Source organism: Mucilaginibacter sp. OAE612 (genome assembly GCF_041806395.1).
In the GTDB taxonomy this organism is placed as follows: Bacteria; Bacteroidota; Bacteroidia; order Sphingobacteriales; family Sphingobacteriaceae; genus Mucilaginibacter; species Mucilaginibacter rubeus.
In genome coordinates this window covers 6,109,396-6,122,631 of record NZ_JBGMUW010000001.1, presented here as the reverse complement: position 1 = coordinate 6,122,631, position 13,236 = coordinate 6,109,396, and the positions used below count along the sequence as shown (strand labels likewise).

General features: G+C 42.9%; 17 protein-coding genes. 13 read left to right on the top strand and 4 right to left on the bottom strand.

What is annotated here, in order from left to right; genetic code table 11:
- Positions 1 to 13 precede the first annotated feature (13 nt).
- Positions 14 to 592, top strand: coding sequence for a zeta toxin family protein (locus tag ABID99_RS25580; protein WP_090532502.1), 579 nt, complete (start codon positions 14 to 16; stop codon positions 590 to 592).
- Positions 582 to 773: a hypothetical protein gene (locus ABID99_RS25575; RefSeq protein ID WP_091169281.1), complete on the top strand. Its 192-nt coding sequence runs from the start codon at positions 582 to 584 to the stop codon at positions 771 to 773. The genes ABID99_RS25580 and ABID99_RS25575 overlap by 11 nt, the downstream gene beginning before the upstream one ends.
- A gap of 7 nt (positions 774 to 780) precedes the next feature.
- On the opposite strand, the gene ABID99_RS25570 is transcribed toward ABID99_RS25575, so the two are convergent.
- Together ABID99_RS25570 and pepT are read right to left on the bottom strand one after the other, a co-directional pair.
- Positions 781 to 1,275 carry a GNAT family N-acetyltransferase gene (locus ABID99_RS25570; protein ID WP_188833691.1) on the bottom strand — a complete coding sequence of 165 codons (495 nt, stop codon included), beginning with the start codon at positions 1,273 to 1,275 and terminating at the stop codon, positions 781 to 783.
- Between the two features lie 41 nt (positions 1,276 to 1,316).
- Positions 1,317 to 2,567: a peptidase T gene (pepT, locus tag ABID99_RS25565; protein WP_188833690.1), complete on the bottom strand. Its 1,251-nt coding sequence runs from the start codon at positions 2,565 to 2,567 to the stop codon at positions 1,317 to 1,319.
- Between the two features lie 78 nt (positions 2,568 to 2,645).
- Between pepT and ABID99_RS25560 the strand changes: the two genes are divergently transcribed.
- From ABID99_RS25560 to ABID99_RS25540, 5 genes are all read left to right on the top strand, one after another.
- Positions 2,646 to 3,395 (top strand): hypothetical protein, encoded by a 750-nt coding sequence (locus ABID99_RS25560; protein ID WP_188833689.1) that lies wholly within the window; start codon positions 2,646 to 2,648, stop codon positions 3,393 to 3,395.
- On the top strand, positions 3,395 to 3,748 hold the full coding sequence (locus tag ABID99_RS25555; RefSeq protein WP_188833688.1) for an MmcQ/YjbR family DNA-binding protein: 354 nt from the start codon (positions 3,395 to 3,397) through the stop codon (positions 3,746 to 3,748). Before ABID99_RS25560 ends, ABID99_RS25555 begins: the two co-directional genes overlap by 1 nt.
- Positions 3,749 to 3,761: 13 nt before the next feature.
- Positions 3,762 to 4,163 (top strand): ribonuclease E inhibitor RraB, encoded by a 402-nt coding sequence (locus ABID99_RS25550; RefSeq protein WP_188833687.1) that lies wholly within the window; start codon positions 3,762 to 3,764, stop codon positions 4,161 to 4,163.
- A 63-nt stretch (positions 4,164 to 4,226) separates the two neighbouring features.
- Complete coding sequence (locus ABID99_RS25545; protein ID WP_373615512.1) at positions 4,227 to 5,972, top strand: M14 family zinc carboxypeptidase; 1,746 nt, start codon at positions 4,227 to 4,229, stop codon at positions 5,970 to 5,972.
- 103 nt (positions 5,973 to 6,075) lie between these two features.
- Positions 6,076 to 6,603, top strand: coding sequence for a rhomboid family intramembrane serine protease (locus tag ABID99_RS25540; RefSeq protein ID WP_373615510.1), 528 nt, complete (start codon positions 6,076 to 6,078; stop codon positions 6,601 to 6,603).
- On the opposite strand, the gene ABID99_RS25535 is transcribed toward ABID99_RS25540, so the two are convergent.
- Positions 6,572 to 7,561, bottom strand: a complete 990-nt coding sequence (locus tag ABID99_RS25535) for a hypothetical protein (RefSeq protein ID WP_373615509.1) — start codon at positions 7,559 to 7,561, stop codon at positions 6,572 to 6,574. The genes ABID99_RS25540 and ABID99_RS25535 overlap by 32 nt on opposite strands.
- A 54-nt stretch (positions 7,562 to 7,615) precedes the next feature.
- Between ABID99_RS25535 and ABID99_RS25530 the strand changes: the two genes are divergently transcribed.
- Together ABID99_RS25530 and ABID99_RS25525 are read left to right on the top strand one after the other, a co-directional pair.
- A complete protein-coding gene (locus ABID99_RS25530; protein ID WP_373615508.1) occupies positions 7,616 to 8,629 on the top strand; it encodes a dipeptide epimerase in 1,014 nt (337 codons plus the stop codon).
- A gap of 113 nt (positions 8,630 to 8,742) precedes the next feature.
- Positions 8,743 to 8,928: a CsbD family protein gene (locus tag ABID99_RS25525; RefSeq protein WP_091169309.1), complete on the top strand. Its 186-nt coding sequence runs from the start codon at positions 8,743 to 8,745 to the stop codon at positions 8,926 to 8,928.
- Between the two features lie 29 nt (positions 8,929 to 8,957).
- Here the strand turns inward: ABID99_RS25525 and ABID99_RS25520 are convergent, their stop codons facing one another.
- Positions 8,958 to 9,512 carry a Uma2 family endonuclease gene (locus ABID99_RS25520; protein WP_188833683.1) on the bottom strand — a complete coding sequence of 185 codons (555 nt, stop codon included), beginning with the start codon at positions 9,510 to 9,512 and terminating at the stop codon, positions 8,958 to 8,960.
- A gap of 131 nt (positions 9,513 to 9,643) precedes the next feature.
- On the opposite strand from ABID99_RS25520, the gene ABID99_RS25515 reads away from it, so the two are divergent.
- The 4 genes from ABID99_RS25515 to lpxB are packed head-to-tail and all read left to right on the top strand — an operon-like array spanning position 9,644 to position 13,201.
- On the top strand, positions 9,644 to 10,996 hold the full coding sequence (locus ABID99_RS25515) for a hypothetical protein (RefSeq protein ID WP_373615507.1): 1,353 nt from the start codon (positions 9,644 to 9,646) through the stop codon (positions 10,994 to 10,996).
- Positions 10,997 to 11,037: 41 nt separating this feature from the next.
- A complete protein-coding gene (gene surE / locus ABID99_RS25510) occupies positions 11,038 to 11,811 on the top strand; it encodes a 5'/3'-nucleotidase SurE (protein ID WP_090532475.1) in 774 nt (257 codons plus the stop codon).
- 2 nt (positions 11,812 to 11,813) lie between these two features.
- Positions 11,814 to 12,080: a hypothetical protein gene (locus ABID99_RS25505; RefSeq protein WP_090532473.1), complete on the top strand. Its 267-nt coding sequence runs from the start codon at positions 11,814 to 11,816 to the stop codon at positions 12,078 to 12,080.
- A complete protein-coding gene (gene lpxB / locus ABID99_RS25500) occupies positions 12,080 to 13,201 on the top strand; it encodes a lipid-A-disaccharide synthase (protein WP_188833681.1) in 1,122 nt (373 codons plus the stop codon). Before ABID99_RS25505 ends, lpxB begins: the two co-directional genes overlap by 1 nt.
- Positions 13,202 to 13,236: the final 35 nt, after the last annotated feature.

Genomic DNA, 13,236 nt, shown 5'->3' with positions numbered 1-13,236 from the left:
CTAAATTCACAGGATGCCTAATTTGTATATTATAGCAGGTTGTAATGGTGCCGGTAAAACCACGGCAAGTTATACAGTTTTACCCGAATTGCTTAACTGTAATGAGTTTGTAAATGCAGATAACATCGCGGCGGGACTATCTCCCTTCGATCCGGAAAGTGTTGCATTCGAAGCCGGCCGGATCATGCTGCAGCGGATTGATGAGTTGCTGAACCGGGAAGTTGACTTTGCCTTTGAAACAACGCTTTCAACCCGGAGTTATGTATCCTTGGTTAAAAGAGCCCAGCAAACAGGATACGAAGTTACTTTATTGTTTTTTTGGTTGAGCTCTCCTGAAATGGCAAAGGAACGAGTAGCTAAACGCGTAAGCAAAGGTGGCCATAATATCCCGGCTGATGTAATAGAGCGGAGATATTATCGAGGAATAAGAAATTTGGTATCTTTGTATATACCTCTTTGTGATAAATGGTTTGTAATAAATAATATAAATACAGGCTCCCTGGTGGTGGCAAGAGGTTTCGGATCGTTAGAAGAAACAATAATAAAATCCGACGTTTGGAAAGTAATTTTAGATCAGGCAAATGACAACTAAAGCACAAAAAATGGGCATGGATGAGTTAGAGGCGAAAGTGCTTGAAGGCATGAAGCGGGCAAACCGCAAACTGGTTGAAACTGCCGCTGCCAACAACGAAAGCCTTATCATTGGAGATAAAGACGGCAGTTTCAAAGCTGTACCCGCAAAAGAGCTTTTAAAAACCCTTCCCGCCAAATAGCAATCAGCTATAGTTCCTTTCGCATTACATAATCGTTCATCCAGTATTTACCAATGGCTATATCCTCTTCATAGGCTATGGTAAACCCCATTTTTTCATAGAATGATTTGGCGTTATTGTACCTGTTGACGTTAAGTTCCAGCGTTTTCTTACCGGCATCTTTAGTTTTTTGGGCCACCTCGTTAATCAATACTTTTCCGTAGCCCTTGCCCTGCGTTTCGGGCAGGCAGTAAAGTTTATGCAATTTGTAGATCTCCGGATCCTCTTCGCGGGGCGAGTAGGCTGCAAATGCCACCGGATTGCCTTCTTCCTCCAGTAACAGGTAAGTTTGCTGATTTTCTTTAACCTGTTTGGTTATTTTCTCTGTCGAGTAAATCTCGCCAAGCATAAAGGATATCTGTTCGCGCTCAAGAATGGGGCTGTAGGTTACCCACCATGTTTTATCGGCGATATCACGGATAGTTTCCACATCGTTTAAGGTGGCAGTACGTATTGTATACATCTTCAAATTTAGTTTTGTGTTATTAAGAAAAGTCGTATGTCTTAACTTCTTTCTTCCCAGATCATGCACAGGTGCAAAATGGTTTCAACCGCTTTTTGCATATCCTGAATTGATACCCATTCGTGCCTGCTGTGAAAAGCATGTTCGCCGGCAAAAATGTTAGGACAAGGCAAGCCCATGAATGAAAGCCGTGAACCATCAGTACCACCCCGGATACTGCACAATTTGGCGGTTAAGCCGGTACGGTTAATGGCCTCCATAGCATAATCAACAATTTGCGGATGCTGGTCAAGCACACCTTTCATATTACGGTATTGCTGGCTCACGGCAATATCAAACGTTGAGCCCGGAAATTTTTTCAATACATCAGCAGCCGTTCGGCGGATAACCTCAACATGATCTGCAAGTTTGGCTTCATCAAAATCCCGGATTATAAAATCGATAGCGGCGGTTTCCACATGGCCTTCTATACCTACCGGATGCACAAACCCCTGCATGTCTTCGGTATACTCCGGCGAAAGTTCATCGGGCAGGGCGGCAATAATTTGTCCGGCAATTTTAATGGCGCTTTCCATTTTGCCTTTGGCAAATCCCGGATGTGAGCTTACACCATTTATGGTAAGCCTGGCGCCATCGGCCGAAAAGGTTTCATTCTCCATATTACCCGCGCTTTCTCCATCCATAGTATAAGCGGCAAAGGCACCCAATTTGGCAATATCCACATGGTCAACACCATGGCCAACTTCTTCGTCGGGCGTAAACAGGATCCGGATATCGCCATGTTTTATTTCGGGATGGCTGATGAGCTGGTAGCAGGCATCCATTATTTCGGCCACACCGGCTTTATTATCGGCGCCGAGCAGCGTGGTACCGCTGGCTGTAATAACATCGTTACCCAACTGGTTCTTCAGATCGGTATGCTCGGTCATGCGGATCACCTGGGTGTTATCATCGGGCAATATTAAATCCTGGCCCTGGTAATTTTTATGTACAATTGGTTTTACATCTTTTCCGCTGCAATCGGGCGCGGTATCCATATGCGAGCAAAAGCAAATTACGGGTACCTTTTTATCAGTATTTGACGGAATAGTAGCATAGACATAACCGTACTCGTCTAAATGTGCATCGGCTATACCCATAGCCAACAGTTCATCAACCAGCAGCCGGGCAAGATCTTTTTGCTTTTCTGTTGATGGAAATGAAACCGAAGAAGGGTCTGATTGCGTATCAATGGTAACGTAGCGCAAGAAGCGTTCGGCTACTGTGAACTTAATGAATGAGTTAAAATTCATATAAAGCTTTTATATTAGGGGAAATTTAGGCGGTGGTTAATGCCATCTCCAGTTGTAAATATTGATTAAAATTATACATTGAAAAAATATTTTCTACTTTTTGTTTTGGTTTGTGCTTCGGCTATGGCAAAAGCCCAAAGTGGTTTTAATTATTATGAATGGGGCATTGGCGGAGGTGTCAATTACGCTCGTGGGTTCGATGACCTTAAAAAACAAGTATGGCATCCCGGGGGTACGTTCAATTTAACTTACAACTACAGTCCTTATGTACCAATAGCGCTTGATTTTCATTTTGGAACTATTGAAGGCGGCGGCCTTACACCCAGTACAGACGAGTTTGGCCGTAAATCAAAAAATAATTTTTTAGCGCTTGTCCTTCGTGCCGATTTACAAATGGGCGAAATCATTGATTATAGTAACAGCGGCGTTTTAAACGTACTTAAAAACTTTTATATAGGCTCGGGCATTGGTGCAATAAAAAATAAGATGGCGTTTGTACAACGTTCGAACCCTCCCGGATATGAGAACCATGGGCCGGTTGGCGAAACCGAGGGTTTTCAGGGAAAAGATAAGAGCATCAACCTTATGATACCGTTAAGATTGGGCTATGAGTTTAAAATTTACGATGATTACGACCAGGTAGGTTACACCATAACCCTTGGCGTTCAGCACAGCTATACTTTTGGGGAAGGGCTTGACGGCTACAATGATAACCCTCAAAAATTTAAGAACAATGCGCCCGATCAGTTTGTTCAATATAGCATCGGTTTTAAATATAATTTTGGCAATACAGTATCCTACACCAAATTGGTCAGAAATTTCAGGTAATGAATATAGAAGAGTTGCGCGATTATTGTTTGCAGAAACCTGGTGCCACCGAGGGCTTCCCTTTTGGCGAGGATACGCTGGTTTTTAAGATAGCTGAAAAAATCTTTTTACTAACCGGTTTGCAAACCGGCGACAGGTTCAATGTTAAATGCGATCCTGAATGGGCTGTTGAACTCCGTGAACGCTACCCCGAAGTGCAGCCCGGCTATCACATGAACAAAAAAATGTGGAACACCGTGCAAATGAACGGCTCCCTCACCCGTAAACAACTCTGCGAAATGATTGACCACTCATACAATGAAGTGGTTAAAAGCCTGCCGAAGAAAGTGCAGGCGGAGATAGCTGTATTATAAGCAAATTATTCTTATGGGTCTATTTGGATTTTTCGGTAAAAAGGACAGCGGACAATTTGTATCGGCCGAAGCGTTCAGTGAAAAATCGGCAATACAGATTAACATGCTGCCGGTACTTATGGAAAAGCTCAGGGAGCTAAATGTTGACGAAGACAGGGAGCTGATGCTTGAGTTTTTCTTTTACACCAATACATATCAAAAGGCCCAGATATTTGCGCAGGAATTATCCAATTTAAGCTACCAGGTAAAATTCGGTGTTTCTGAAGGGGATAAAAAACTATTCATTATTACCGGCTGGTCTGACAAAGTAAAAATGAAAGAGGCAGTTGTAGCATCATGGATTAACCAGATGTGTAGCCTTGCTTACAAATTTGATTGTGAGTTTGATGGCTGGGGCACCATTCCCGATCAGTAATATTATTGTGTTTCGCATATCTAATTGGCATTCTTAAGCTATATTTGAACAACGTATTTACTTATGAAGATAGTTTTCGCTGCCCTTATCACCTGTTTTATTACCCTCTCTGCCAAAGCTCAGCTTACTCCTTTTGAACTAAGTAAGGATAAAAATTATACCGCCACCTACGTCCAGGTAATTGATTACTATCAAAAGCTTAACAAGCTATACCCGCAGCAAATGAAGCTTATCAATTACGGCACAACCGATGTAGGCAAACCCCTGACACTCGTTGTACTTTCAAAAGATAAAATATTTGATCCGGCAATTATTAAAAAGCAAAACAAAAGGGTGCTGCTCATTAACAACGGCATTCACCCCGGCGAACCGGAAGGTATTGATGCCAGTATGATGCTTGTACGCGATATGCTGAAAAATAACACCCTGCCAAAAGATGTGGTAATTTGCCTTATCGCGCTTTATAATATCGACGGCAATCTTAACCGTGGCTTAAGTCGTGTAAGTCAGAACGGCCCATCGGCTTATGGCTTTAGGGGTAATTATCGCAACCTCGACCTTAACCGCGATTTTATTAAGACCGATAGCCGCAATGCTTTGGCTTTTACACAGATCCTGACTACCTGGAAACCCGAGATCTTTTTAGATAACCATACCAGCGATGGCGCCGACTATCAATATGTGATGACGCTAATCGAAACCCAAAAAGAAAAGCAAAACCCCATCCTGGCTGATTATACCACCAAAACACTTACACCGTACCTGTACAGCAAAATGAAAAAGAGCGGGTACGAGATGATCCCCTATGGTGCAGGCGAAGAGGGTTTACCGGACTCGGGTATCGTTAGTTTTTTGGAAACCCCACGCTTTGCCACCGGCTTTACTGCTCAGCATAATATCATCAGCTATATTACCGAAACACATATGCTGAAGCCTTTTGATAAGCGCGTGTATGCCACTTATGATTTTATGCAGCACCTGATTGAAGTCAACCAGCGCGATGCTAAACTGATAGGCGAGTTGAAACGCAAGGCCGATGAGCAGGTAGCCAATCAAAAAACGTTTGCATTAGGATGGACGGTTGATAAAAGTAAGGTTGATACCATTGCTTTTAAAGGATATGAAGCAGGCTATAAAACCAGCGGCGTGAGCGGATTGCCGAGGCTATATTATGATCGGGATAAGCCCTACACCAAAACCATCAAATATTACAATACCTATAAAGTTACCGCCACTGCCGATAAACCGATAGCTTACGTAATTCCGCAGGCATGGGGTAAGGTGGTTGACCTGTTTAAGCTGAATGGGGTGCAAATGAAACAACTGGCACATGACACCACGCTTAACCTGCAAATGTATTATATAGCCGATTTAAAAACACCGGCCCGGCCATTTGAGGGCCATTACCTGCATACCGGCGTAAAACTAAACCCGGTGGATATGCCGGTTAAATTTTATGCCGGCGATTATGTGGTGTATACTAATCAGCCGATAAACCGTTATATCGTGGAAACGCTGGAACCGCAGGGTGTCGACTCGTTTTTTGCGTGGAACTTTTTTGATTCGGTGCTGGGCGAAAAAGAGTATTTTTCGGACTATGTTTTTGAAGATATAGCTGCTGATCTGCTAAAAAAGGATCCGTCGATTAAACAAAAACTGGACGATGCCAAAGCAAAAGACCCGCAGCTGGCCAATAATGCCGGAGCGCAATTGTTCTTTGTTTACCGCAATTCGCCCTACTTTGAAAAAACTTTTATGCGCTACCCGGTAGGCAGGCTTTTAACAAATACTAAACTCGACCTTAAATAAATGGAAATTATACACACGGCCCCTGTGGCCAGCATCATTTTTGCAATCACTATCATAACATCGCTTTTAGCTTTTTCAAACAATAACCTTTATGGCCGCATGATTGCTGCACCCCTATACCGTTTCGCGGGGAAAGGATATTCATACCATCATTACCAGCGGACTTATTCACCGCGACTGGATGCATTTGTTTTTCAATATGCTGTCGTTTTACTTTTTCGCGTTCGGGTTGGAGCCGTTATTAGGCCACGTTCAATTTGCCATATTGTACACTGTAAGCTTAATTTTAAGCGACATGCCTACTGTGCTCAAACACAAAGATCATTACAGTTATTATAGTTTGGGTGCGTCGGGTGCGGTAAGCGCGGTTATTTTTAGTGCGATATTATATAATCCCCTGGCTCAAATGATGATATTGCCTATACCAATTCCTATCCCGGCAGTGATATTTGGCGTATTATATCTTGTGTATTGCCACTTCGCGTCAAAATATTCGCGCGATCAGATCAACCATGACGCGCACTTTTATGGCGCACTGAGTGGCTTAATGATCACCATTATATTTCACCATGAAATTTTGCCCGATTTTTGGCAGCAGATTACAACGGCAGTTTCAAATCTTGGCCATTGATAAACTCCCCATCAGCATTAAATAAAAAGCTCATAGGTTTTTCGGGGTTCCTGATAATCTCTAACAGCAGGAACCCCCAATTTTTCCAAAAGTTTTCCAGTACCTGTCCGTAGGTTTTGTTCATCCAGTCATCAAACAGCGGCTTGCTGCTTGTGCCACGCAGGGGCAGGGCTTCTAAGGATATAGTATCGCCAATATTGAAAATATCGTACTCGGGCAGGCGGTTAAACAGGTAAGCCGAATAAAAGAAGCGGGCGTTTAATTCTTCAAACTGAATGGGGTGCAGGACATGATCTCCAATTTTATCTAAAGCTTCTTTATGATAACGGGCGTTGGCGCCGTTATCCTGCAGGCAAAGGATCAGACCAAAATCTTTTATCCTCAATGAAAAGGTAAGCGTATTGATCTCATCGCGGTAGCCAAAAACGTTCTCAGCATTATCAACCTTAAACAATACCAGGCTGTACGGCTTAAAACCATCAAACTCAACCGGCAGATTGAGGCTTTGCAGCATCATGTGCAGGTTATTGAACTTGTGGATAATGGATTGCGATATGTTAAATTCCTCGCCCTGCGAGTGCTGGAGTTTGATGCCGGCCTGGATCTCATTAAAAATAATTCCGTACAGCAATTTACCCGCCCACAGAAACAGTTTGTCCTCATCAAGCGTTTTCACGGCGTCGTAACCGGTATCAAAAGCGGCAGCAATTTCGTTTTCGAGCGGTTCAAGATAGCGTTCGTTAACTTCGGCTGTGCAGGGCAGTTTCAGGTCTTTATAAGTAGCCATGCTTTCGTCGAGCAACTTAAAATGCTTATCTTCCAGTTCGTAACGGCTCATGAGCCATTGCGGAAATACCTGGATCTGTTCCTCGGGCGAATTAAGGTTTTGCCCCGTAAGGAAACATTTATTGTTACTGAAATTGAAATTGGTGAACGGTGAATAAATTTGTGCCGGCATGGCCGCAAAGATAAGCACGATTTTCGTACTAAAATTTTAGCTTTGGTTTTTAACATGGAACTGACATATCAACCCTACGAGCTTCAGCTGAAGCATGCTTTTACGATAGCCAAATTTTCAAGAACTTCTACGCCGGTTATGCTGGTGCAGATCAGTCACGAAGGTAAAACCGGTTACGGCGAGGCATCAATGGTGCCTTATATGGGCGAAAGCCATCAAAGTGCTACCGAATTTTTAAGCAAGGTTGACATCAGCCGGTTTAGTTACCCTTTGGATTTTGGAGCGATAATCAATTACCTTGATAGCATTGCTCCCGGCAATCCCGCCATTAAAGCGGCTATTGACATTGCCCTGCATGACCTGGACGGCAAATTGAAAAACCAGCCCTGCTGGCAACTGCTCGGCAGCAACCCTGCGCTGATGCCGGTCACCAGTTTTACGATAGGCATTGATACGCCCGAAATGGTCATCAAAAAGGTAAAAGAGGCAGAAGGGTTTAAAGTGATCAAGGTTAAGCTTGGTCGGGATACCGATAAAGAATTGATTACTACTATCCGTTCGGTTACCGATGTGCCGCTTTATGTAGATGCAAACCAGGGCTGGACAGATTTACAGCAAAGCCTTGATATGACCTATTGGCTGCACGAACAAGGCGTACAATTGATAGAGCAGCCCATGCTCAAAACTGATCCCGATAGTAATGCCTGGCTTACCGAACGCAGTCCTATTCCTATTATTGGCGATGAATCCGTTCAGCGTTTTGAGGATGTGGAAAAGGCCAGAGGTGTTTATACTGGTATCAATATTAAACTCATGAAATCTGCAGGTTTATATGAAGCGAAAAGAATGATCGACAAAGCCCGCGAACTTGATCTGAAGATCATGATTGGATGTATGACCGAAACAAGCTGTGCCGCTTTAGCAGGTTTAGCCATTGCTCCGCAAGCAGATTGGGTTGACCTTGACGGCCCCTTTTTAGTAAGTAATAACCCTTATGTAATGCCGGAGTTTAGTGACGGAAAATACATACTAAACCACGATCCGGGCTTAGGGTTGAGATTTAGTTAAGTAGCTTTGATAACTATGCCAGGGCTTTCAGCTTTCGGCATTCTGCTTTTGGCTTTTTTTCAAACCATCCTTGGCCTCGTCCGTTATCCTGATACATCTAAATAAAAAACATTATGGACAAGTTAGAAATAAAAGGCGGATGGAATGAGCTGAAAGGCAAAATCAAACAAGCTTACGGCGACCTTACCGACGACGACCTCGCCTGGCAGGAAGGCAAAGACGATGAAACACTTGGCAAGCTCCAGAAAAAAACGGGCAAAACCCGCGATGAGCTGGTGAAGTGGATAAACAGTTTATAAAATTGAAAGCCTCAGTAACGGGGCTTTCACTATTTAAATAGCTTTGAAAGCTCCAGTTTAAAACCTGGAATTACTATTGAAGTTAGGTTTTCTGTTTTAAGCGCTTTCTGCTCTAAACTATAACCTTCATGAGTTAGCTTATACATATCGGCATTTTCCTGTACCGGATCTATAATGATATATTCTGCTACGCCGTATTTTTCATAAACATCCTTTTTTTGCCTTAAATCATAGTAAGCAGTAGAAGGAGAAAGGATTTCGATGATTAAATCCGGGGCTCCTTCTATCCTGTCTTTTACAAGGTCGGCAACCCTGCCTTCTTTTATATAAAGTATATCGGGCTGAAGTACATTTCCATCATCAAATTTTACATCCATTGGTGCGCTTACAAGAAAGCCATTATCATTTATGCTATCTAAAAAGTTAGACAATAGCTGTATAATTTTAGCAGATAACTGTTGGTGGGCAGGAATAGGCGAAGGCGACATAATTAAATCATAGTTGATCAGCTGAAATGGCGCACCTTCCTCAAGCATCAAATAATCCTCCACGGTGTATTTCTTTTTTTTATCTGTAGTCAGCATAAATCAAATATAACTAAAATTCATTTTGTTACCAATATAGCCGCCATGTAAATAAACCCAATATTATTAAATATTATATATGCAACTATTCCGATGCAGGCGTGTCATATAAGTACTTATAACTACAAAACATGAAACTAAACCTCAACCATCTAATCTTATTTATTTTATTTTTTACATTCTCATCTACATTATCTGCACAGGAAAACGCTTTAGAAAAAGCCGCATCCAACGCCGAGAAAAGGATCAGCCAGATCCGGGTTAACAATAAGATCGACGCCGATTCAACCTTTAAACTGCTTAGCAACTGGCATGATTACCCGGATATAAAAGGCGGCAAAGACTATCTTTTCTACTATACTGATTCGCTGTTTGGTAAAGTGCCGTTCAGGGTGTTTGTGCCTGTTTCTTATAGTAACACACGTAAAACCACTTGTATACTATTACTTCATGGTGCCGTTGGCCAAAGTAGTTTCGCCGATGCAGACAGCATTCAAAAATTTGACGATGATATCATTTTTGCCATCCTTAAAAAGCAGGACAACATCATTATCAGGCCGATTGGTGACCCTAAAAAGTTCTTCAACTGGGTATTAAATAAAAAAGCTTTTCGCGATCGCGATGTGCCAAATTTTACCTATCAAACACTGGCCAATATATTAATTTCGGTAAAAAAGCAAGTTAACATCAATGACAGCAAAATATTTGCTTTAGGGCATTCAGATGGCTCGGACGGCGCCATTGGTTTGGGGCTTTACACGCCAAATCAATTCGCCGGCTCTATGGCGTATAATTCAATGTTCGACAATATCTTTGCCCGTGACTTTTATATCAGAAACATTATAAACAGTCCGCTATACGTGGTACATTCTGACCTCGACGATCTGCGCCCCATCCAACAAACCCGCATCATTATGGATTGGTTAAAAGATAGGCATGATCATCTGATTTACAAAGAATACATCGGCTACCAACATTACGATAAGCATTTAAACACCGACCTTCCTTATACACCCGTATTTATAAATAGTGTGAGCCGTAACTTATTCAAAAACAAAATCTATTGGGAATGCTATAGCGATAAAATTTATAATTCGTACGCATGGATAAAACTAACGGGTATCGATATCGGGCTTAATCGTGCTGCCTGGCATCAGTCACTTACTTTTCCTAGTTATAATAAGATCAAAAAAGGGATCGACACCGGGTACCGGCAGTATCAGGGCCTGAACAAAAGCGCCGCCGTTAAAGGGACATTTTTTAATAATACATTCAACCTTGAAACATCGGGTGTAAAAGAAACAGAGATAATGATTAGCCCACTAATGGTAAACCTGGAGCAACCGGTTGTTGTAAACATAAACGGCAAACAGGTTTTCAGGGACAAAATACAAGCTGATAAAAACTTTATGCTTCGGAATTTCAAAGCCAGTTTTGACAGGGATGCCATTTGGGTAAACTCGGTTAAATTAAAAGTAGAATGAGCCGGGCCGGCTACATTGTTGAGGATTGTTAACTTTGCCCAATGAAAGTTACCAAACCCACCATACTTGTTGTAAATGACGATGGCATCACCGCGCCGGGCATCAAAGCCCTGATGGATGCTATGGCCGAAATTGGCCGTGTTGTAGTTGTTGCTCCGGATAGCCCGCAATCGGGTATGGGGCATGCCATTACCATCGGCAAACCTTTACGGCTTGACCAGGTTGACATTTACGAGGGCATTGAAATGTACCGCTGCTCGGGCACTCCGGTTGATTGCGTAAAGCTGGCTGTTAACAAGATCTTTAAAGGTAAAAAGCCTGATCTTTGTGTTTCGGGCATTAACCATGGCCTTAATAACTCTATCAATGTGCTGTATTCGGGCACGATGTCGGCAGCGGTTGAGGGAGCCATTGAGGGTATCCCGTCGATAGGTTTTTCGTTAGATGATTATACTTTGCAAGCCGATTTTGAGCCTTGTATCAAGTTTGTAAAAGAACTTGCTTTACAGGTTTTAGCCCATGGTTTACCACAAGCCAGTTTGTTAAATGTAAACTTTCCTGGTACCAAACACATTAAAGGCATTAAAATATGCAGGCAGGCGGCTGCCAAATGGGCCGAAGAATTTGATGAACGCATAGATCCGCATAAAAGGCCTTATTACTGGCTTACCGGCGTTTTTCAATTAAATGATGGCGGCGAGGATACCGATGTGTGGGCTTTGGAACAGGGTTATGCTTCGGTTGTGCCGGTGCAGTTTGATATGACCGCACACCACGTTATCCCCTACTTAAACAACTGGAAATTCAACCTGTAATTATGCTAAACAAAAACGACGTATCCTTAGGCCTGCTCATTGGCGCCATACTGCCAGGTGTTAGTCTGTTTGTTTTTGGATTTCTGCTTAAAAATCAACTGGTTTTCATGCATAAGCCGGGCATTCCATACTTTGTAGCTTTTGCTATCAATTTGTTTATCATCCGTTATTTTTATGGAAAAGGGGCCGATAAAACGGGAAACGGTATCGCTATGATCTCGCTTTTGTTTATGCTGGCCATATTCATTTTTAAATTGCAATCCTTATAATGAAATATTACCTGGTAGCCGGCGAAGCTTCGGGCGATTTGCACGGGGCTAATTTGATGAAAGCACTCAAATCGCTTGACCCTGGTGCTGATTTCCGTTTTTTTGGCGGCGACCTGATGCAGGCCGAGGGCGGCACACTGGTAAAGCATTATGCCGATATGGCTTTTATGGGCTTTGTTGAAGTGGTTGCCAACCTGCAAACCATTCTTAAAAACATGCGATCGTGCAAGCGGGATATCTCTGCTTACCACCCCGACGTATTGATCCTGATAGATTTTCCCGGCTTTAACCTCAAAATAGCCGAATACGCCAAAGCTAACGGCATACCGGTTAACTACTATATTTCGCCCAAAGTTTGGGCCTGGAACCAGAAGCGGGTGTTAAAAATCAAACGCATTGTTGACCATCTATTTTGCATATTGCCTTTTGAGGTGGCGTTTTACAAAGAGTGGGGAATGGATGTTGATTACGTAGGCAACCCTTTGCTTGATGCGGTTTCGGCATTTGATCCTGACCCTGCTTTCCTGCAAAAAAATAAACTTGGCGTAAAAAAAATTATAGCACTGTTACCCGGCAGCCGCAAACAGGAAATCAGCAGACTGCTGCCCGATATGATCCGGGCTTCGGCCTACTTTCCTGAATACCAGTTTGTAATTGCCGGTGCACCGGCTTTTCAGGCTGATTATTATGCGCCGTACTTAAACGGCGCCGAGATCCCCGTTGTATTCAACGGCACTTACGATCTGCTGAATCGTGCCCATGCAGCTGTTGTAGCTTCCGGCACCGCGACACTTGAAACCGCGCTGTTTAACGTGCCGCAGGTAGTGGTGTATAAAGGCGGGAAATTAACCATCGCCATAGCGCGCATGCTGGTTAAACTCAAATTTATATCGCTGGTTAATCTGATCATGGATAAAGCGGTAGTGAAGGAGTTGATCCAGGAAGAGTGTACGGCCCACAAGATAGGTGAAGAGTTAAAACTGATTGTCAATGATGTAACCTATCGCCAAAACATGCTCAATAATTATGACGAGCTTGATGTGCGCATGGGGCAGCCGGGGGCATCAGCCAAAACAGCCGGGTTAATTGTTAAATATACTGAAGCAGATAGGAAATCATAGTAAATTCAGCGACTTCCTTAAAGGAAAAGACCATT

Bases quoted from the DNA above. Each gene is read 5' to 3' on its own strand.
- ABID99_RS25580 (WP_090532502.1), top strand. From the start codon at position 14: ATGCCTAATTTGTATATTATAGCAGGTTGTAATGGTGCCGGTAAAACC.
- ABID99_RS25575 (WP_091169281.1), top strand. From the start codon at position 582: ATGACAACTAAAGCACAAAAAATGGGCATGGATGAGTTAGAGGCGAAA.
- ABID99_RS25570 (WP_188833691.1), bottom strand. From the start codon at position 1,275: ATGTATACAATACGTACTGCCACCTTAAACGATGTGGAAACTATCCGT.
- pepT (WP_188833690.1), bottom strand. From the start codon at position 2,567: ATGAATTTTAACTCATTCATTAAGTTCACAGTAGCCGAACGCTTCTTG.
- ABID99_RS25555 (WP_188833688.1), top strand. From the start codon at position 3,395: ATGAATATAGAAGAGTTGCGCGATTATTGTTTGCAGAAACCTGGTGCC.
- ABID99_RS25550 (WP_188833687.1), top strand. From the start codon at position 3,762: ATGGGTCTATTTGGATTTTTCGGTAAAAAGGACAGCGGACAATTTGTA.
- ABID99_RS25545 (WP_373615512.1), top strand. From the start codon at position 4,227: ATGAAGATAGTTTTCGCTGCCCTTATCACCTGTTTTATTACCCTCTCT.
- ABID99_RS25535 (WP_373615509.1), bottom strand. From the start codon at position 7,561: ATGCCGGCACAAATTTATTCACCGTTCACCAATTTCAATTTCAGTAAC.
- ABID99_RS25530 (WP_373615508.1), top strand. From the start codon at position 7,616: ATGGAACTGACATATCAACCCTACGAGCTTCAGCTGAAGCATGCTTTT.
- ABID99_RS25525 (WP_091169309.1), top strand. From the start codon at position 8,743: ATGGACAAGTTAGAAATAAAAGGCGGATGGAATGAGCTGAAAGGCAAA.
- ABID99_RS25520 (WP_188833683.1), bottom strand. From the start codon at position 9,512: ATGCTGACTACAGATAAAAAAAAGAAATACACCGTGGAGGATTATTTG.
- ABID99_RS25515 (WP_373615507.1), top strand. From the start codon at position 9,644: ATGAAACTAAACCTCAACCATCTAATCTTATTTATTTTATTTTTTACA.
- surE (WP_090532475.1), top strand. From the start codon at position 11,038: ATGAAAGTTACCAAACCCACCATACTTGTTGTAAATGACGATGGCATC.
- ABID99_RS25505 (WP_090532473.1), top strand. From the start codon at position 11,814: ATGCTAAACAAAAACGACGTATCCTTAGGCCTGCTCATTGGCGCCATA.
- lpxB (WP_188833681.1), top strand. From the start codon at position 12,080: ATGAAATATTACCTGGTAGCCGGCGAAGCTTCGGGCGATTTGCACGGG.